We start from the raw sequence: 19,833 nt of genomic DNA on the forward strand, positions 1-19,833 counted from the left end.
TGCAGCAGCAGAGGCGCTCTGGCCTCAACCAGCGTGCCGTTTTTGACAACACGCACTGAAGCTTTAGAGCAGGCTGGTGCCGTTCCGGGGCAGGCAATCCGCAGCGCTGAACGGAATGAGTCTGCCAGGAGAGCACGCATGGATGCGGGCGAAAGGCTGGGCGGCACACGATGTGCCATCCCAGCCGGTCCGTCAGGCAAACGAATGAAGTGAAGGTACCGCGCTAGCGGCGTGAGGACCGCCAGTCCCGGAACGGCGCCAGACTGCGTTATCATCCGCCACCTAACTGACAAGTATTGCGCCATTTATGGCGCTCTGTATCCCTGTGTGCAGACGACCTTTAAATCGCCACTAATCCGCGCACGCCTTCTGCTTCCATATTGGATCCCGCGCCGCGTTGCACGATCTCTCCACGCGACATCACCAGATACTGATCGGCCAGCTCGGCGGCAAAATCGTAAAACTGCTCCACCAGCAAGATCGCCATATCACCGCGCTGGGCTAACTGACGGATCACTGCACCGATCTCCTTGATCACCGATGGCTGGATCCCTTCGGTGGGCTCATCCAGGATCAACAGCTGCGGCTTACATGCCAAAGCACGGCCGATCGCCAACTGCTGCTGTTGCCCGCCGGAGAGATCGCCGCCGCGGCGGGCTTTCATCTCGCGCAGCACCGGGAACAGCTGGTAAATCTCGTCGGGCACCGTTTTGGATTGTGACCCCGAGAAGCGTGCCAGCCCCATCAGCAGATTCTCTTCCACCGTCAGGCGCGGGAAGATTTCTCGGCCCTGCGGCACATAGGCTATGCCTGACTGCACGCGCTGGTGCGGCTTACGGCTGTTGATCACCTTGTCCTGCCAGCGAATCTCGCCGGATTTCGCCGGGATCAATCCCATCAAACATTTCAGCAGCGTGGTTTTGCCCACGCCGTTACGCCCCAGCAAGCAGGTGATTTCACCTGGTTTGGTTTCAAAAGAGAGGCCGCGCAAAATATGGCTGCCGCCGTAATATTGATTCAGTTCAGAAACCTGCAACATGTTAGCGCCCCAGATAAACGTCGATGACCCGATCGTTCGCCTGCACTTCGCGTAACGATCCCTCAGCCAGTACCTGGCCCTGATGCAGCACGGTAACGTGATCGGCGATGGTTTCGACAAAGCCCATGTCGTGCTCGACCACCATCAGCGAGTGCTTGCCCGCCAGGCTACGGAACAGCTCAGCGGTGTACTCAGTTTCTGCATCGGTCATGCCGGCTGCCGGTTCATCCAGCAGCAGCAGATGCGGGTCCTGCACTAGCAGCATGCCGATTTCCAGAAACTGCTTCTGACCGTGCGACAGCAGCCCGGCCTTGCGCTGACGTTCACCGCCCAGGCGCAGCAGTTTCAGCACCTCATCGATACGATCCTGCTGCTCGCCGTTCAGCCTGGCGCGCAAACTGGCCCACACCGATTTGTCGTTTTTCAGCGCGATTTCCAGATTCTCGAAGACCGTGAGCGCCTCAAACACCGTGGGTTTCTGGAACTTGCGGCCAATGCCGGCGCGCGCGATCTCCACCGGCGACATGCAGCTGAGATCGGTGTCCTGGTCGTAGATCACTTGCCCGTTATCGGGACGGGTTTTGCCGGTGATCACATCCATCAGCGTGGTTTTGCCCGCGCCGTTAGGGCCGATCACACAGCGCAGTTCGCCTACGCCGATCTTCAGCGACAGATCGGTGAGCGCGCGGAAGCCATCGAATGAGACGTTGATCTTCTCCAGTTGCAGTACCGGGTCGCTCTGATCGCGATGACGGTCCGCTGGATGAGGTTGGGTAAACAGTTGTTCAGTCATCACGCCTCCGCCGCAGCAGGCCAATCACACCACGCGGCAGGAACAGCGTGACGAGGATAAACATCAGGCCGAGGAAGAACAGCCAGTATTCGGGGAAGGCCACGGTGAACCAGCTCTTAGCGCCATTCACAATCGCCGCGCCGAGCAGTGGACCAATCAAGGTGCCACGCCCGCCGAGTGCCACCCAGATAGCCGCCTCAATCGAGTTGGTCGGTGACATCTCGCTGGGGTTGATAATGCCGACCTGCGGCACATACAGCGCGCCCGCCAGCCCGCACAGCACCGCCGACAGCGTCCAGACAAACAGCTTGAAGCCTTTAGGATCGTAACCGACGAACATCAGGCGGTTTTCGGCATCGCGCACCGCTGTCAGCACCCGGCCAAATTTGCTGCGCGCCAGTGCGAAGCCAATGCCAAGACTAATCAACAGCAGCAGCACGGTGGCGACGAACAGTCCAATGCGCGTGCCGGTGGCGGTGACATTAAAGCCGAGCAGGGTGGTGAAACCGGTAAAGCCGTTGTTGCCGCCAAAGCCGGTTTCATTGCGGAAGAACAGCAGCATGCCCGCGTAGGTCAGCGCCTGCGTCATGATCGAGAAGTAAACGCCTTTGATTTTTGAGCGGAAGGCGAAGAAGCCAAACACCAGCGCCAGCAAGCCCGGCACCAGCATGATCAGGCACAGTGCCCACGCAAAGTGCTGCGTGCCCGCCCAGAACCACGGCAGTTCGTTCCACGACAGGAACGACATAAACGCCGGTAAGCCATCGCCGGAAGCCTGTCGCATTAGGTACATGCCCATCGCATAGCCACCCAACGCGAAAAACAAACCGTGACCGAGCGACAGCAACCCGGCGTAGCCCCACACCAGATCCAACGCCACGGCGACCGTGGAATAGCAGAGGATTTTCCCCACCAGCGTGAGCGTGTAAGTGGAGATCGCCAGCGGATGCGTGGCGGGCAGCAGGGCGCAGAACGGCAGCACCAGCAGCAGCACGGTGATGACGATGCCGAGGCTGATACTGAGGCGTGGCGCTTTGCGCGTCAGGGTTAAGGTTAGGGGTTGGCTCATCAGTCTATTACCCTCCCTTTGAAGGCAAACAGTCCCTGTGGACGTTTCTGGATGAACAAGATGATCAGCACGAGGATGAGGATTTTGCCCAGCACCGCACCAATCTGCGGCTCCAGCACTTTGTTGAGGATGCCTAAGCCAAAGGCCGCCACCACGGTGCCCGCCAGTTGACCAACGCCACCGAGTACCACCACCAGGAATGAGTCGATGATGTAACCCTGGCCGAGTTCCGGCCCGACGTTGCCGAGCTGCGACAGCGCCACGCCGCCCAGTCCGGCAATGCCAGAACCCAGACCAAACGCCAGCATATCGATGCGTCCGGTCGGCACGCCGCAGCAATCGGCCATAGCGCGGTTTTGCGTCACGGCGCGCACGCTGAGGCCAAGACGCGTTTTGTTCAGCAGCAGCCAGGTGAGGCCGAGCACGGCAAACACAAACAGGATCACCGCAATACGGTTGTACGGCAGTACCAGGTTAGGCAATACCTGCAAACCGCCGGAGAGCCAGCCTGGGTTGGCCACTTCCAGGTTCTGTGCGCCAAACAGCATACGTACCAGCTGGATCAGCATCAGGCTGATGCCCCAGGTGGCGAGCAGGGTTTCCAGCGGACGGCCGTATAAATGGCGAATGATGGTGCGCTCCAGCAGCATGCCAATACCGGCGGTGACCAGGAACGCAATGGGCAGCGCCAGCAGCGGATACCACGCCAGCCACTGCGGTGCGAACTGCTGGAACAGGTTCTGCACGAACCAGGTGGCGTAGGCACCGAGCATCAGCATCTCGCCGTGCGCCATATTGATCACGCCAAGCAGACCGTAAGTGATCGCCAGGCCAAGCGCGGCCAGCAGCAGGATCGAGCCAAGTGACAGGCCGGTAAACGCCTGACCTAAAATATCGCCCCACATTAGGCGATGTTTAATCTGCTGCAGGCTGGCAGCAGCAGCAGCGCGCACCTGCGCATCGGGTTCGTTGCTGGCCTGAGTTAAGCGATTGAGGCTGGCCTGCATATTCGGGTCGCTGGATTCACCGAGCAGCGTGACGGCTTTGAGACGCACACTGGCATCCGGGCTGGCGAGTTGCAGGTTGGCCGCCGCCATGGCGAGCACCGAGTGTACCTGGGTGTCTTTCTCCACGGTGATACGCTGTTCGATGAGCGGTAACTGGTCGGCAGCACCATCGTTCTGTAACTGCTGCGCGGCGCGCAGGCGGATAGCCGGATCGTCGCTCACCAGCTGGTGGGCAGCGAGGGCGCTGGCGATTAACACGCGCAGGCGGTTGTTCATAAACAGCTTTTTGGTGTCACTCGTCGGCTGTTGTGCGCTGTCCAGCGGGATGAGTTTGTCATCCTGTTTGCTGAACGGCTGTTTGTTCTGGTCGATGACCATGCTTTCGTTGCGCAGTGCCTGCAGCAGCGGCAGGCGGCTGGCCTGCGGTGCGGCGGCCCACTGTTGCAGCAGATTGGCCTGCTCGGTGCGGCTGGCGGCGGCGAAATCAGCGCCATCGCCCGCCTGGGCGAGCCACGGCAGCAGGAGCAACAGACAGCAGAGATAACGGCAGATTGTCATGGTTATCGTCCTGTTGTGAGTGGAATGGGTGCGGTCATCAGACCGCACCTAAAGCGTTACTTGGTCGACTTCACCGGATAATCCGGCTTCTTATCGTTACCGGCGATGTACGGGCTCCACGGCTGGGCACGCACCGTTTTATCGGTCTGCCACACCACGTTGAACTGACCGTTCTCTTCCACTTCGCCAATCATCACCGGCTTGTGCAGATGGTGGTTGGTGCTATCCATGGTCAGCGTGAAGCCGTCCGGCGCTTTAAAGCTCTGTCCGGCCATTGCCGCACGCACTTTGTCTACATCGGTGGTGCCGGCTTTCTCGACCGCCTGCGCCCACATGTGAATGCCGACGTAAGTCGCTTCCATCGGGTCGTTGGTGACCACGGTGCCCGCGTTCGGCAGGTTGTGCGCTTTGGCATAGGCACGGTAATCCGCCACGAACTTGGTGTTGGTTGGGTTATCCACCGACTCGAAGTAGTTCCATGCCGCTAACTGTCCGACCAGCGGTTTGGTATCGATACCGCGCAGTTCTTCCTCGCCAACGGAGAAGGCGATCACCGGGATATCGGTGGCTTTGATGCCCTGATTGGCCAGCTCTTTGTAGAACGGTACGTTAGAGTCACCGTTGATGGTGGAGATCACTGCGGTTTTGCCACCGGCAGAGAACTTCTTGATGTTAGAAACGATGGTCTGATAATCGCTGTAACCAAACGGCGTGTAGACCTCTTCAATATCTTTATCCTGAATGCCTTTGGTGTGCAGGAAGGCGCGCAGGATCTTGTTGGTGGTGCGTGGATAGACGTAATCGGTACCCAGCAGGAAGAAGCGTTTGGCGCTGCCGCCGTCTTCGCTCATCAGGTACTCCACCGCCGGAATCGCCTGCTGGTTGGGCGCCGCGCCGGTGTAGAACACGTTCGGCGACATCTCTTCGCCTTCATACTGCACCGGATAGAACAGCAGCCCGTTCAGCTCTTCAAACACCGGTAGCACTGATTTACGTGAGACCGAGGTCCAGCAGCCAAACACCGCCGCCACTTTATCCTGCGTCAACAGCTGGCGCGCTTTCTCCGCGAACAGCGGCCAGTTAGACGCCGGATCGACAACTACCGGCTCCAGCTTCTTGCCCAACACGCCGCCTTTGGCGTTGATCTCATCAATGGTCATCAGGGCCACGTCTTTCAGCGGCGTTTCAGAGATCGCCATGGTGCCAGACAGCGACGACATGATGCCGACTTTGATGGTATCAGCGGCCTGGGCACCAAAGGTAAAGCCCAAACTGGCTACGGTGGCGGAGAGCGCAAAAGCTTTTAGCAACGAACGTCTTTTCATCGTTAACCCTCTAAATGTGTTAGTTTTTTTATTCAATGGGTTGAAGCCGGGCCTGCTGTAACATATGCAATGTGATCTTTCTGACCTCTGCCTTACTGACGGCGATGTGGTCGGTTAAAATGCGTTGTGCCTCCTCGGTATGTTGCTGGAAAATCGCCCGTAAAATCTGAGCGTGTTCGCGGTATGTCGCATCCACCCGGTCGTCACGCGTAAAGTCGAGACGGCGGATAATGCGGATCTTTTCGGTTAATTCGGCGTGGATGCGTGCCATCTCCTGATTGCCCGCGGCGGCCACCAGCGCCATGTGAAAGGCTTCGTCGTGTGCTGACACCGCTTTGCCATCCTCCAGGCGAGGCGCATCGATCCAGAAACTCTTCAGTTCGGTCAGAATCTCCGCACAGGCCAGCGGCGGTAGCGCGCACAGACGGCGCACTGCTTCGCGCTCCAGCACGGTGCGGAAGTCATACAGCTCTTCGAAATACTCGAAGTCGAACGGCTTCACCTGCCAGCCGCTGCGGAACCACACTTCGACAAAGCCCTCGCGCTCCAGCCAGAACAGCGCCTGACGCACCGGCGTGCGGCTCACTTCGAGCCGATCGGCGATTTCGTTTTCGCTAAAGCGGTCACCGGGCATTAAACGGAACTCAAAAATGTCCTGTTTCAGCGCCTGATACACCTTCTCCGCCAGGGCTTCCGGACGGCCTTTGCTACGTGGGCTTTGATTCATGCGCGCTCCTTATTCCAGCCACAGCAGAGTGTCGCCCGGACTGACCGGACGTCCTGCCTGGCAGGCAATGCGTTTCACCGTGCCGGCTTGCGGCGCGACGATCGCCAGTTCCATTTTCATCGCTTCGACGATGATCAGCGTTTGACCGGCTTCCACCACATCACCCGGCTGCACCAGCACTTTCCAGATGTTGCCGTTCATATCGGCGCACACCGCCAGCGCATCCTCATCGGCTTCCGCCACCATCAGCGTCTCTTCGCTGGTGAGCGGCGCGTTTTGTTCTTCCTGCGCCCACAGCGTCACTTCCTGTTCGAAAGCGGCTGACTGGCGCTGACGGAATTCGGCAATCGAGTCGGCGTGCTCCGCGAGGAATTGCCCATGAGCGGCGAAATCAAACAGGGTTTCTTCGATACGTACCGTGGCGCGGCCTTCACGGAAGTCATCACGCAACTGGGTGAGTTCGTCCTCGGTTACCGGATAGAAGCGCACCTGATCGAAGAAGTGCAGCAGCCACGGCTCATCTGCCGCGAACTGATCGTTCTTGAGGAATTTGTTCCAGATCGGCAGCGTGCGGCCCACCAGTTGATAGCCACCAGGGGAATCCATGCCGTAGATGCACATGTACATGCCGCCGATGCCGACCGTACCTTCAGCGGTGAAGGTACGCGCCGGGCTGTATTTGGAACTGAGCAGACGATGGCGCGGATCGATGGGTACTGCGCACGGTGCGCCGAGGTAGACATCGCCCAGGCCGAGGATCAGATAGCTGGCATCGAAAAGGGTGTCACGTACCGCTTCACGACTTTCCAGACCGTTGATGCGCTGAATAAAATCAACGTTGTTCGGCAGCCATGGCGCGGTAGCGCGCACGGTTTCCTGATAACGCTCGACGGCACCGAGCGTGGCGCTGTCTTCAAATGCCATCGGCATCCAGACGATGCGCGAAGGCACCTTCAGCTGGCTGACATCACCGAGTCCGGCTTCTAATTCCAGCAGTAGATTCATCAGCTGTTTCTGGCTGAGGATCAGGCTGTCATAGCGCACCTGCAACGAACGCACACCAGGCGATAACTCTTCGACGCCGGGCACCGCACGTTCACGCAGCGCATTCATCAGCAGGTGCACACGCAGACGCAGTGCCAGATCCAGCACGTTGTCGCCGTACTCAATCAGCACATATTTATCACCGGCCTGGCGGTAAACCGCTGCAGGTGTGGCAGCCGTAGCCGGTAAGGCGGCTAGCAAAGTGGCGGAGCCAATATCGCTGGCGGCCAGTGATGGCACCTCGAAGGCTGGCGCATGGGTGCTGCGCAGGGTTTCCACGCTGTGCGCCTGGGCTTTCTCCAGCGCCACCGCTTCGTCGGCGCTGATCGGATGGAAGCGAATGCTGTCGCCCGGTTTCACCTGACCGACTTTCCACAGCTCGGCCTTAGCGATGGTCACCGGACAGACGAAGCCGCCGAGGCTCGGGCCGTCATGGGTCAGGATCACCGGGAAGTCGCCGGTGAAGTTCACCGCGCCAATGGCGTATTCGCAGTCGTGTACGTTGGACGGGTGCAGCCCGGCTTCACCACCGTTGGCGCGTGTCCAGGTCGGTTTTGGTCCGACTAAACGCACCCCAAGACGGTTGGAGTTGTAGTGCACCTGCCAGTCGCTGGCAAAGAACTCATCGATAGCCGCCTGAGTGAAGAAATCCGGTGCGCCATGCGGGCCGTACAGCACGCCAATGCGCCACTCGGTGCCGTAGTGCGGCACCAGTGCACGATCCAGCGCTTGCGGCTCGCTGACTGGCGCGGGCGTGGTGCAGGCCGCCAGGAGTGGCTGGGAGATCGGCAGCATATCGGCGACGCGCAGGGTGCGTCCGGCATGACCACCAAACTGGCCGAGTGAGAAGGTGGAGCGGCTGCCAAGGTATTCCGGCACATCGAAGCCGTTGCGCACCGCTAAATAGGTACGACAGCCGCTTTGGGCGCGGCCTAACGTCAGCGTCTGGCCCGCTTTCACGCTGATCGGCTGCCAGTAATCGAGACTTGCGCCATCCAGCGCTGCCGGGCAATCGGCTCCGGTCAGGGCAATCACCGCATCGCTGTGGAAACGCAGCGTCGGCCCTTGCAGGGTGAATTCCAGTCCGGCGGCGCTGTCGTGGTTACCGACAATGCGGTTAGCGAGGCGGAAAGCAAAGTCGTCCATTGGGCCGGAAGGCGGCACGCCGATATCCCAATAGCCGAGGCGGCCGGGGAAATCCTGAATGCTGCTGAAGGTGCCGGGTTGCAGCACTTCAATCACGCTGGAGGACGGCGTAAAGCTGTCGAGGAAACGTGTCCAGACTTTGCCGCTGCTGAACGCTTCGGTGGCAACAATCTGGCGCAGATAGTCGAGGTTGGTGGCGATGCCGTGCAGCTGCGTAGCATCCAGCGCCTGCTGCATTTTCTTCAGCGCCGCTGCACGCGTCTCGGCGTGAACGATCAGTTTGGCGATCATCGGATCGTAGAACGCTGAGACTTCGGTACCGGTATCGATCCAGCCATCGACGCGCACGTCATCCGGGAAAAGGACGCCGGTCAGGGTGCCGGGACTCGGCTGGAAGTTTTTCAGCGGATCTTCCGCGTAGATACGCACTTCGATCGATGCGCCTTTGGGGGCCTGTTGCAGACGCGCCCAGTCGATGGCATCACCGGCTGCGACTTGCAGCATGCATTCGACCAGATCCAGCCCGGTCACGCACTCCGTCACCGGATGCTCCACCTGCAGGCGGGTGTTCACTTCGAGGAAGTAAAACGCGTCCTGTTCGGCGTCGTAGATGTATTCCACGGTGCCCGCGCTGCGGTAATTGACTAACTCGCCGAGACGCACGGCAGAAGAGAGCAGTGCTTCACGCGTGGTCTGCGGCAGGTTCGGTGCTGGGGTTTCTTCCACCACTTTCTGGTTACGGCGTTGCAATGAGCAGTCGCGCTCACCCAGCGCAATCACCTTACCGGTGCCATCGCCGAAAATCTGCACTTCGACGTGGCGCGCGCGGTCGATAAAACGCTCAAGGAACACGCCCGCATCACTGAAGAATTGTTCGCCGAGACGGCGCACGCTCTGCCACGCATTGCGCAGCGTATCGGCGTCATCGCAGCGGGTTAAGCCAATGCCGCCGCCACCTGCGGTGCTTTTCAGCATTACCGGATAACCGATGGTTTCAGCGGCGCTGAGTGCCTCTTCCAGCGAATTCAGTAGCGGCGTGCCGGGTGTCATCGGCACGCCCGCGCTGGCGGCCAACTCGCGTGCGCGGTGCTTCAGGCCGAACTCGCCAATCTGCTGCGCGGTCGGGCCAACGAACGCAATGCCCGCTTCTTCACAGGCGGCAGCAAACGGCAGGCTTTCGGAGAGGAAACCGTAGCCCGGCCAGATGGCTTCTGCGCCGGTCTCTTTGGCGGCGGCCAGAATTTTATCGATACGCAAATAGCTGTCGCTGGCTTTGTCGCCGCCGAGCGCGATCGCCACATCGGCTTCTTTAACATGGCGCGCGTTACGGTCGGCATCGGAATAGACGGCGACGCTTTTCACGCCGAGGCGCTTCAGGGTGCGAATCGCGCGGCAGGCAATTTCGCCACGGTTAGCGATCAGTACGGTGCTGAACATGATTATTTACTCCCCTGAGAGGCCAACCAGTTGCGCCAGCCGCCAAATTCGGTAATTTCCAGCGCCTGTGACAGCACCGCCGGTTCACAGATAAAGCCTTTCACCACTCTTTCATCCGCTAGCGTCAGTGAGCCAATGCCGAGCGGTGCCGGGATTTCCGCCACGAACTCACCAAAGCGCGCCAGTGGGATATCCCACAGCTCCACGGTGATGGCGGCACCGCTGTCGCCGCGCAGCAGGCCGGGCTTTTTGATCGGGCCATCGAGCAGCGCAAATAGGCGGTAGTTGCTGGCGGTTTGTGTCTCTTCCACCAGCACCGCATCGCGGGTGGTTAGCTGGAAATTGAGCGGCATACCGGTGAGATGCGCACCGACCACCGCTACGCGTACGTGATCGGCAGAAAACGGGAAGGCAGTGTGTTGAGCGGGCTGAGCTTTGCCGGTCGCGCCTAACGTCAGCGCCATCTGCTGCTGCCACTGAATGCCGAAGCCCGCCAGCGCGCGATCCTGCCAGGCAGGCGCAATCAGCGTGATACCCGCAGGCAGGCCATCGGCGCGGAATGGGCCAGGCAGCGCCAGTGCGCTGAGATCAGCGAGATTGGTGAAATTGGTGTAAGTGCCGAACTGCGAGTTGTAGCGCACCGGCTCCTGTTTCATCTCTTCCAGCGTGTGAATAGTGGGTGAAGTCGGCACCACGAGCGCATCGAACTGCGCCAGGGTTTGCTGGATTTGGCGCGTCAGCTCGGCGCGCAGGTATTCCGCCTGGTAAGCCTCCACGGCAGTGTATTTCAGGCCGCTGCTGACAATGCCGTACACCACCGGATCCATCTCTTCCGGGCGGTTAATCATCTCGCCCACCGCTACGGTACGCTCGGCAACCCATGGGCCGTAATAGAGTTGTTCCGCCAGTTGGTGGAACACGCTGAAGTCGATCGGGTGCAGCGTCGCACCACCCGCTTGCAGTTGCTCCAGGGCACTTAACCACGCCGCTTCCGCCTGCTTATCTCCAAAGAATTCTGGCATGGCGGGAATAGCGAAATCAGGCTGGGCTTTGAAGCTGGCCGGTGCGGTGTGCGGGTTGCTGCGTGAATAGGCATCTCCAGCGTCGTAACCGCCTGCCGCTGTCGCCACGGCGAAGGCATCTTCCACCGTCAGGGCAAACACGGAGATGGTGTCATTTAGGCGGCAGGCAGGCACCACGCCGCTGGCCGAGAACCAGCCTTTCGTCGGCTTGAGGCCGACGATGTTATTAAAGCCCGCCGGGACGCGACCGGAACCGGCGGTATCGGTGCCCAGCGAGAAGCCCACCAGCCCGCGCGCCAGCACCGAAGCAGAACCAGAACTGGAACCGCCGCTGACATATTCAGGGTTAAAGGTGTTGCTCACCGCACCAAAAGGCGAGCGCGTACCCACTAAACCGGTGGCGTATTGGTCGAGGTTGGTTTTGCCGATCACCACCGCGCCGGCCGCTTTTAACTGTGCGACGACAAAAGCATCGGCTTCAGCGGTGTAGGTAAAGGCTGGGCAGGCGGCGCTGGTGGGCCACCCTGCGACATCAATATTGTCTTTCACCGCAAACGGCACGCCAAACAGCGGCAGCGCAGCGGGATTGCGCAAGTAACTGGCCAGCAAAGGTTCGATTTGCGCCTGCAATTGCGCGGGCGTCGCCACATACAGCCAGGCGTTATCCTGCTTGTCGATGGCGTCGAGGTGCGCAGCCAATAGGGCAGTGATGCACTGCGGGTCCTGCTGATAGCGGTGCTGCCAATCCTGAAGCGTGTATCCGAAGGTTGCTGCCATGAGTGAATTCCAACTGGTATACAAGATGGAATTCAACAGAGCAAAGCGCGTGCCATTTTTGTAAGTGAATGAATAGCTGTAGCTAATTGATATACCATAAGATTTTGTGATGATAATTTGCACAGCCACGGCGCAGGCGGTGTGCAATCACGGTGCGCCTGAGTAAATTTTGTGAAGAACATGGCAAGAGACCGTTGGCCTGGTTAGCATGAGTTAAGTCTGGCATGAGCTGGATCGCAGCGAAGAGGAGAGCAGAGTGGAGAAGTGGCGTAACTGGATGATAGGGATCTGTCTGGTCAGCACGGCCGGCAGCGTGTGGGCCGACTCGCTGGATCAACAACGACAGCGCTATGCGCAAATCAAACAAGCCTGGGATAATAACCAAATGGACCAGGTCTCGCAGCTGATGCCAACGCTGCAGGATTATCCGCTCTATCCTTATCTGCAATACCGTTTGCTGGCGCAGGATCTCGATCAAGAGACGCCGCTGGCGGTGAAGAACTTTATTCAGCAATACCCGACGCTGCCACCGGCGCGTTCGCTTTCCACGCGTTTCGTCAATGTGCTGGCACATCGTCAGGATTGGCAGGGCGTGCTGAGCTTCAGTCCGGATGAACCGAAACCGGTGCAAGCGCGCTGTAACTGGTATTACGCCAAGTGGGCCACCGGTCAGCAGCAGGCGGCGTTTGATGGCGCGAAATCGATCTGGCTGCGCGGTTCCGCGCTGCCGAATGACTGCGATCAGCTGTTCTCGGTGTGGCAAGCCTCCGGGCAAATGTCACCAATCACCATCCTCGAACGTATTCGTCTGGCGATGAAAGCCGGTAACGACAGCCTGGTGAATTATCTGGCCAAAACGCTGCCGGCGGATTACCAGACCACCTCCAGCGCGCTGATTGCGCTGCAGCAGAATCCGCAGACCGTGACCACGTTTGCCAGTAGCCTCGGTCCGACCGATTTCACCCGGATGGCCACCAGCTATGCCTTTGCCCGCGTGGCGCGTGAAGATATGGATAATGCGCGCATGATGATCCCACAGCTGGTGCAGGCACAGAAAATGAGCCAGGCCGAAGAGCAGGATCTGAAGGAAACCTTGGTGTGGCGCATGATGGGCGCGGATCTGACCTCCGAGCAGGCGCGCTGGCGTGATGCGGTGGTGATGAACAGCGAATCGACCGCGCTGGTGGAACGTCGTGTGCGTCTGGCGCTGAGTCAGAACGATCGTCGTGGGCTGAACACCTGGATTGCCCGTTTGCCGGTAGAAGCCAAAGAGAAAGATGAGTGGCAGTACTGGCAAGCCGACCTGCTGATCTCTCAGGGGCGTAAAGACGAGGCTGACGAGATCCTGCGTAAGCTGATGCAGGCGCGTGGCTTCTATCCGATGGTCGCGGCGCAGCGCCTTGGCGTAGAGTATCCGTTGCAGGTCGATCAGGCTCCGGCGGCGGACAACGCGGTGGTACAGGGGCCCGAACTGGCTCGCGTGCGTGAACTGATGTACTGGGGACTGGATAATCTGGCGCGCAGCGAATGGGCCAATCTGATCTCAAGCAAAACCCATTCACAGCAGCAGATGCTGGCCCGTTACGCCAACGAGCAGGACTGGTGGGATCTTAGCGTGCAGGCGACCATTACCGCCAAAATGTGGGATAGCCTTAAAGAGCGCTTCCCGCTGGCGTGGCGTAATCTGTATCAGCAATACACCAGCGATAAAGGCATTCCGCAGAGCTATGCCATGGCGATCTCTCGCCAGGAGAGTGCGTGGAATCCGAAGGCGCGCTCACCAGTGGGTGCCAGCGGTTTGATGCAGGTGATGCCGGCGACTGCGGCGCACACCGTGAAGATGTATAACATCCCTGGCTATGTGAACAGCAGCCAGCTGCTGGATCCGCAGACCAATATCCAGATTGGTACGCAGTATCTGGAGTACGTTTATCAGCAGTTCGATCAGAACCGCATCTTCTCCTCGGCGGCGTATAATGCCGGGCCGGGCAGGGTGCGCAGCTGGTTGAACAACAGCGGCGGCAAACTGGATGCGGTGGCGTTTATCGAAACCATCCCGTTCTCTGAAACGCGCGGCTACGTGAAAAACGTACTGGCCTATGATGCCTACTACCGTTACTTCATGGGCAAGCCGGATAAGATTCTCGCTGATGGTGAGTGGAATCGCCGTTACTAGCTGTGCTATGCTTCCGTACTCGTCAATGAGTACGGAAGCCCTTCATGAGCCAACCCCTTTCCTCCCAGCCAGATTCGGCTGAGCCTGTTGAAGATAACTGGCTGCGTTTTATCGAGTTAATGCAAAACGCTTTCGCGGACGGCGTGTCGTTGCCATTGTTGCAACTGATGATGACGCCCGATGAACGTGAAGCGTTTGGCACGCGCCTGCGCATTATCGAAGAGCTGATGAACGGCGACATGAGTCAGCGCGAGCTGAAGAATGAGTTGGGCGTCGGTATCGCCACGATTACGCGTGGATCTAACAGTCTGAAAGAAGCGCCTCCCGAGCTGAAACGCTGGCTGGAAGCGCGCTTAGGCCGCCATTAACTACTGCTGATACAGCGGATGGGTGAACGGGCAGAGTGCCAGAATCAGTGCCTGATGGTAAACGCTGGAGCGGCTCAACAGACCGTTGGTAAACGCGCCGATAGCGCCGCCTTTCTGTTTGATATTATCAACGCCGGTTAAGCGTGCCATTTCGTGACCGAGTTCGTGCCCGGCTGCTAAGCCTGTTAACACCACCGGCGGCAAGGTAAAACTGGCAGAGCGGGATTCTCCGCGCTGCTGAGCGTTTTCAATCACCATCCACGCAAAGGCGCAATCGCCTTCAATACCGGCTTCGATCGCCACCCAAAAATCCGACGCTGGGCGGAGCAGACGCGCGTTCGCCACGCGGGTACGTGCGCCAGTTCGCGTTTCGACATCGCTTAACGGTTGAGCAGCAACGCCGCTCTCGACCTCGACCCCTTCAATGTGGCAGGATCCTTCGCCAAAGACGTCGTTGAACGCCTGAGCAATCGCGCGAATTTTTGCCGGGTTGATGGTGGCTGCGACAACGTGGTACATAATTGTTTGAACCCTCAAGGCAAATTTGTCGCAGTATAACGGAAATTAAGCATGCTACAGGTCTATCTTGTTCGTCACGGTGAAACGGTATGGAATGCGGCCCGACGCATTCAAGGGCAATCCGACAGTCCGCTGACGGAAAAAGGTGAGCAACAGGCTCAGCAAGTCGGTGAACGGATGAAATCGCAGGGCATCACGCATGTGATTGCCAGCGATTTAGGCCGTACGCGCCGCACCGCAGAGATTATCGCAGATGCGTGCGGCTGTACGGTCACGGTTGATGCGCGTTTGCGTGAGCTGAATATGGGCTGTCTGGAACAGCGTCCCCTTGATGGCTTAACGCCGGAAGAAGAGAGCTGGCGTAAAACGCTAGTGGATGGCACCGAAGGCGGTCGTATTCCCGGCGGTGAATCGATGCTGGAGATGGCGACGCGTATGCACGAAGCGCTGAACGCGTTGCTGGAACTGCCAGCGGGCAGCCGTCCGCTGATTGTCAGTCACGGTATGGCGCTGGGCGTGTTAGTCAGCACGCTGCTCGGCTTACCGGCGCACGCAGAACGTCGTTTGCGTCTGCGCAACTGCTCTATCTCACGCGTGGATCATCAACAGAGCGCGTGGCTGGCAGCGGGATGGGTGGTCGAGACGGCAGGCGATGTGTCGCATCTGGACGCGCCTGCGCTGGATGAATTACAGCGTTAATTGTTATCTGGTATCGGTGCGCATGAATGCGCACCCTACGAATTCGTGGGGTCGTGACAAACGCGCACCCTGTCAAATTGCGGGTTCGTGATAAATGCGCACGCTGTGAAATCGTAGGGTCGTCATTTATGACGACCGGCCGTTATTGAGGCCAAAAAAATGCCGTCATCGTGACGGCATTTTCATATCAGCGATTCTGCTGCGGACGAATCGGAATCAGATATTCGCAACGGATTTCCGTTGGCGGCTCGCTGCGTTTCTTACCACCGTGGGTAAAGAAGCGCTCGATATCCTGACCCTGACGACGCACCAGCCCCAGCGTTGGCATGCAGGTGCCGTACAGCAGCAGGATAAACTCACCCAACGCGCTACGGGCGCCGTTATAGGTGAACTGCACGTAATCCCCGGCTTCGAGAATCACATTCTGATTTGACTGCATGCTCAGTGCTTGTTGATCGGCAGGCACCGCTGTGGTGTAGAGGATCTCTTGCTCATCATCTTTTTCATGGCTGGCACGTACCTGATGCAAACCATACAGCACCGGTGGCACGGTATCGGTTTCCAGCAGAAACTGCTTCCAGAAGTGGATACGCATTTCGTCACGGTAACTGGAAATCTGCTCCAGCGTGCAGGTGTAACTTTGCGTTTGCCCGACCAGCACCGTTTCTGGCAGCGTAACAAACGTGGCCTCTGGCATGTGGTGATCGTCAAGACGAATCGGCGGGCGAATGCCGAACGAGTTCCACTCCGATGAGCGACGATACCAGGCGGGCGTTTGATTGAACTGCTTTTTAAACGCGCGGGTAAACGTCTGCTGCGAATCGAAGCGATATTGTAAAGCGATGTCGAGGATCGGGCGGCTGGTCAGGCGCAGTGCCACAGCGGCTTTCGACAGACGACGCGCGCGGATGTAAGCACCGATGGCGTGGCTCGTCACTTCCTTGAACATGCGCTGCAGGTGCCATTTGGAGTAGCCCGCTTTCAGAGCAACATTATCGAGTGAAAGGGGTTGGTCCAGATGGCTCTCCAGCCAGACAAGCAAATCGCGAATGATACCGGCTTGGTCCATAAAACATCCTCATAACTCTCTGGTGGCGCAACTATGAAGTCGTCGAATAATAGCACGAAATGCACAAACGCGTGGGGGCTGATGATTAATCTGCTGTGCTAAATCAATGCGGGTTATCACCCGTTTAGGTTTGGTTCCGGGTTCGATTGACAGTACATTACATTCTCATCTATTCGATTGCCAATGGTAACTCAATGACAATAACTCGCTTTCTTATAATCACGCTTGCAACTTCTATCTTCAGCGCGGGCGTACAGGCCGAGGAGATCGGCTCAGTAGACACGGTTTTCAAGATGTTTGGCCCCGACCATAAGATCGTGGTGGAAGCCTTCGACGACCCCGACGTAAAAAATGTAACCTGTTATATCAGCCGGGCGAAAACCGGTGGGATCAAGGGTGGATTAGGTCTGGCGGAAGATACTTCCGACGCGGCCATCTCCTGCCAGCAGGTTGGGCCTGTAGAGCTTAGCGATAAAATTTCACAAGGCAAGGCGCAGGGTGAAGTTGTGTTCCAAAAGCGCACTTCTTTGGTGTTTAAAAAATTGCAGGTGGTGCGCTTCTTTGACCAGAAACGTCATGCGCTGATTTACTTAAGCTACTCAGATAAAGTGGTGGACGGTTCGCCGAAGAATGCGCTGAGCGCCGTGCCGATCATGCCGTGGCATTGAGCCATAAAAAAAACGCCCTGATGGGCGTTTTTCTTTTACTGCAGCAAACTTAATCCTGCAATTCACCACAGAAGCGGTAACCTTCACCGTGAATGGTGGCGATGATTTCAGGCGTGTCCGGAGTGGATTCGAAATGCTTACGGATGCGGCGGATAGTGACATCCACGGTACGGTCATGCGGCTTCAGCTCGCGACCGGTCATCTTCTTCAGCAAATCGCCACGGGTTTGAATCTTGCCCGGGTTTTCGCAGAAGTGCAGCATCGCGCGGAACTCACTGCGCGGCAGTTTGTATTGGTCGCCGTTCGGGCTGATCAATGAGCGGCTGTTAATATCCAGTTCCCAGCCGTTAAAGCGATAGCTTTCAACCGCGCGACGTTCTTCACTCGGCATCGCCAGATTCATGGTGCGCGATAACAGGTTGCGCGCACGAATCGTCAGCTCACGTGGGTTGAAAGGCTTGGTGATGTAATCATCGGCGCCAATTTCCAGGCCGAGGATTTTATCCACTTCATTATCACGACCCGTCAGGAACATCAGCGCAACGTTTGCTTGTTCACGCAATTCGCGTGCCAGCAGCAAACCGTTTTTGCCTGGCAGGTTGATATCCATGATCACCAGATTGACGTCATTTTCCGTCAAAACCTGATGCATCTCGGCGCCGTCGGTGGCTTCATAGACCACGTAACCTTCCGCCTCAAAAATACTTTTGAGGGTGTTACGCGTGACCAGTTCGTCTTCAACGATAAGAATGTGCGGGGTCTGCATGTTTCGCTACCTAAAATTTGCCAACAAATCGAAAACAGGGCGTACGATGGCTGCGTTTACTGTTCATCAAAACAGCGTGCCTTACGCAACCGGTGTACGAAATAATCTTCGGAATACACCATCCATCTATGTCAACTTCAGTGTTAGCTCAGCCAGTCAGGATGAATATTTGCGTGCCCCGTGGGTATCGGAATGGCGCTTATCCTAACCGTATTAACAGCAACCTAACAGCACCAACAACAACCGATAAGCATAAAAACAACGCTTCGTTGACTTATATCAAATGCAAGTGTAGCACGTTAACACTTTTATGAAAAACTTCTCCAGGAATGCCAGCTTAGCTCACAAAAAGCAGCATTTTTGCTACATTTTGGCTGCATAACGGTAAAACTAAAACCTGCAGGAAATAATATTTTAATAATATGAAAAACAATAGATTTATATTAAATAAGCGTGGAAATTTTAGTTATATCCCACAATATCTTCTCCCCATGGCTTTTATCCTCTTTTAACATCCTTAACATCTTATTTTCTCTTGCCCCTGCGGTTGGTATTTTTGCCACTGCATGCCAACATAGGGCGAGTTGTTAACAGTTCGATGGAAAAATCATGCATTTCCCCCTGATCCTAGTCTCACCCGCCCGTCCGGAAAATATCGGCGCGGCCGCTCGTGCCATGAAAACCATGGGCTTTAGCGAACTGCGCATTGTCGCCAGTGACGCCTGGCAAGACCCGGCTGCGCGTCGCGTTGCACACGGTGCCGGGGAGATTCTCGATAACGTCAAAACCTACGCCACGCTGAGTGAGGCGCTGGCCGATGTCGATTTCTCGGTCGCCACCACGGCACGCAGCCGTGCAAAATTCCGCTACTACGCCACGCCCGAACAGGTTGAAACCATTCTGCAGGAGAAGCGTCAGTGGCTGAGTCGTATCGCGCTGGTGTTTGGTCGTGAAGACAGCGGCTTAACCAATGAAGAGCTGGATCAGGTCGATCTGCTGACCGGCATTCCGATGGCCAATGATTACCCTTCGCTCAACCTCGGGCAGGCGGTGATGGTGTACTGCTATCAGCTGTCGGCGCTGAATCAGGTGGCGGCAGAAGTGAAAGAAGTGGCCAACGAACACCAGCTGCAGGCGCTGCGCGAACGCTTCCATCAATTGCTGGTGAAGCTGGACGTGAGCGACGATGCCAAAATGGCGGACTGGATCGATCAGCGTATCGGCCTGCTGGAGCAGCGCGATAGCGCCATGCTGCATCGCCTGCTGCACGATGTAGAAAAAAAACTTATAGATAAATAATCGGTGAATATCGGTTTTAATAGTGACAGATCGGGAAACAGGGCGATCCGTCGAACGATCCCGATATGATTTGTGCGCAGAAACCGAACTCTGCGCAGCTGTGGTTAAACCGTGGCTAAGACAAATTCGTTGACTTAACGTGCCCTTTGCTTTAATTCTGGAAGGCAGACGGACAAGACAAAGACAGACAGAAAAATCTAAATGCGTAATATCAGCCTGAACACCACAATTATTATTACCACCACCATTACCACAGGTAACGGTGCGGGCTGACGCATACAGGAAAAACAAAGAAAAAAGCCCGCACCTAAACAGTGCGGGCTTT

Annotated in this window: 17 protein-coding genes and 1 other annotated feature (1 of these 18 cut by a window edge); of the genes, 6 read left to right on the top strand and 11 right to left on the bottom strand. The window is 57.4% G+C overall.

Annotated features, from left to right (window positions below):
• Positions 1-340: 340 nt before the first annotated feature.
• Genes urtE through atzF form a run of 8 tightly spaced genes read right to left on the bottom strand, consistent with a single transcriptional unit; the run spans position 341 to position 11,944 of the window.
• Positions 341-1,039: an urea ABC transporter ATP-binding subunit UrtE gene (gene urtE / locus ACXI0A_RS04520; RefSeq protein ID WP_476150163.1), complete on the bottom strand. Its 699-nt coding sequence runs from the start codon at positions 1,037-1,039 to the stop codon at positions 341-343.
• Between the two features lies 1 nt (position 1,040).
• On the bottom strand, positions 1,041-1,832 hold the full coding sequence (gene urtD / locus ACXI0A_RS04525) for an urea ABC transporter ATP-binding protein UrtD (RefSeq protein ID WP_476150162.1): 792 nt from the start codon (positions 1,830-1,832) through the stop codon (positions 1,041-1,043).
• A complete protein-coding gene (gene urtC / locus ACXI0A_RS04530) occupies positions 1,825-2,901 on the bottom strand; it encodes an urea ABC transporter permease subunit UrtC (RefSeq protein WP_476150160.1) in 1,077 nt (358 codons plus the stop codon). The genes urtD and urtC overlap by 8 nt, the downstream gene beginning before the upstream one ends.
• Entirely contained in the window at positions 2,901-4,466 is a 1,566-nt protein-coding gene (gene urtB / locus ACXI0A_RS04535) for an urea ABC transporter permease subunit UrtB (RefSeq protein WP_476150158.1), read from the bottom strand. Before urtB ends, urtC begins: the two co-directional genes overlap by 1 nt.
• Positions 4,467-4,522: 56 nt before the next feature.
• Positions 4,523-5,791: an urea ABC transporter substrate-binding protein gene (urtA, locus tag ACXI0A_RS04540; protein ID WP_476150156.1), complete on the bottom strand. Its 1,269-nt coding sequence runs from the start codon at positions 5,789-5,791 to the stop codon at positions 4,523-4,525.
• 28 nt (positions 5,792-5,819) lie between these two features.
• A complete protein-coding gene (locus tag ACXI0A_RS04545) occupies positions 5,820-6,518 on the bottom strand; it encodes a GntR family transcriptional regulator (RefSeq protein ID WP_224932418.1) in 699 nt (232 codons plus the stop codon).
• Between the two features lie 9 nt (positions 6,519-6,527).
• Positions 6,528-10,145 carry an urea carboxylase gene (uca, locus tag ACXI0A_RS04550; protein ID WP_476150154.1) on the bottom strand — a complete coding sequence of 1,206 codons (3,618 nt, stop codon included), beginning with the start codon at positions 10,143-10,145 and terminating at the stop codon, positions 6,528-6,530.
• Between the two features lie 2 nt (positions 10,146-10,147).
• On the bottom strand, positions 10,148-11,944 hold the full coding sequence (gene atzF, locus ACXI0A_RS04555) for an allophanate hydrolase (RefSeq protein WP_476150152.1): 1,797 nt from the start codon (positions 11,942-11,944) through the stop codon (positions 10,148-10,150).
• Between the two features lie 256 nt (positions 11,945-12,200).
• Here atzF and sltY point away from each other — a divergent pair, with 256 nt between their 5' ends.
• Positions 12,201-14,120, top strand: coding sequence for a murein transglycosylase (gene sltY / locus ACXI0A_RS04560; RefSeq protein ID WP_476150150.1), 1,920 nt, complete (start codon positions 12,201-12,203; stop codon positions 14,118-14,120).
• Between the two features lie 44 nt (positions 14,121-14,164).
• Positions 14,165-14,488, top strand: a complete 324-nt coding sequence (trpR, locus tag ACXI0A_RS04565; RefSeq protein WP_224932422.1) for a trp operon repressor — start codon at positions 14,165-14,167, stop codon at positions 14,486-14,488.
• Here the strand turns inward: trpR and yjjX are convergent, their stop codons facing one another.
• Positions 14,489-15,007 carry an inosine/xanthosine triphosphatase gene (yjjX, locus tag ACXI0A_RS04570; protein WP_224932423.1) on the bottom strand — a complete coding sequence of 173 codons (519 nt, stop codon included), beginning with the start codon at positions 15,005-15,007 and terminating at the stop codon, positions 14,489-14,491.
• A gap of 51 nt (positions 15,008-15,058) precedes the next feature.
• On the opposite strand from yjjX, the gene gpmB reads away from it, so the two are divergent.
• On the top strand, positions 15,059-15,706 hold the full coding sequence (gene gpmB / locus ACXI0A_RS04575) for a 2,3-diphosphoglycerate-dependent phosphoglycerate mutase GpmB (RefSeq protein WP_224932424.1): 648 nt from the start codon (positions 15,059-15,061) through the stop codon (positions 15,704-15,706).
• Positions 15,707-15,893: 187 nt separating this feature from the next.
• Here the strand turns inward: gpmB and robA are convergent, their stop codons facing one another.
• Positions 15,894-16,775 (bottom strand): MDR efflux pump AcrAB transcriptional activator RobA, encoded by an 882-nt coding sequence (gene robA / locus ACXI0A_RS04580; protein WP_034826193.1) that lies wholly within the window; start codon positions 16,773-16,775, stop codon positions 15,894-15,896.
• Positions 16,776-16,969: 194 nt separating this feature from the next.
• On the opposite strand from robA, the gene creA reads away from it, so the two are divergent.
• Positions 16,970-17,443 carry a protein CreA gene (gene creA, locus ACXI0A_RS04585; RefSeq protein ID WP_224932425.1) on the top strand — a complete coding sequence of 158 codons (474 nt, stop codon included), beginning with the start codon at positions 16,970-16,972 and terminating at the stop codon, positions 17,441-17,443.
• 49 nt (positions 17,444-17,492) lie between these two features.
• Here creA and arcA read toward each other — a convergent pair whose 3' ends face one another.
• Positions 17,493-18,209: a two-component system response regulator ArcA gene (arcA, locus tag ACXI0A_RS04590; RefSeq protein ID WP_224932426.1), complete on the bottom strand. Its 717-nt coding sequence runs from the start codon at positions 18,207-18,209 to the stop codon at positions 17,493-17,495.
• Positions 18,210-18,818: 609 nt separating this feature from the next.
• Between arcA and ACXI0A_RS04595 the strand changes: the two genes are divergently transcribed.
• The gene (locus ACXI0A_RS04595; protein ID WP_224932427.1) at positions 18,819-19,508 is read left to right on the top strand and encodes a tRNA/rRNA methyltransferase; all 690 of its coding nucleotides are present in this window, start codon (positions 18,819-18,821) and stop codon (positions 19,506-19,508) included.
• A gap of 201 nt (positions 19,509-19,709) precedes the next feature.
• The gene (gene thrL / locus ACXI0A_RS04600; protein ID WP_413650334.1) at positions 19,710-19,781 is read left to right on the top strand and encodes a thr operon leader peptide; all 72 of its coding nucleotides are present in this window, start codon (positions 19,710-19,712) and stop codon (positions 19,779-19,781) included.
• Positions 19,717-19,833: a sequence feature (Thr leader region), on the top strand (it continues 6 nt past the right edge of the window). It overlaps the preceding gene by 65 nt.

This window comes from Pantoea sp. C1E2 (assembly GCF_056491465.1).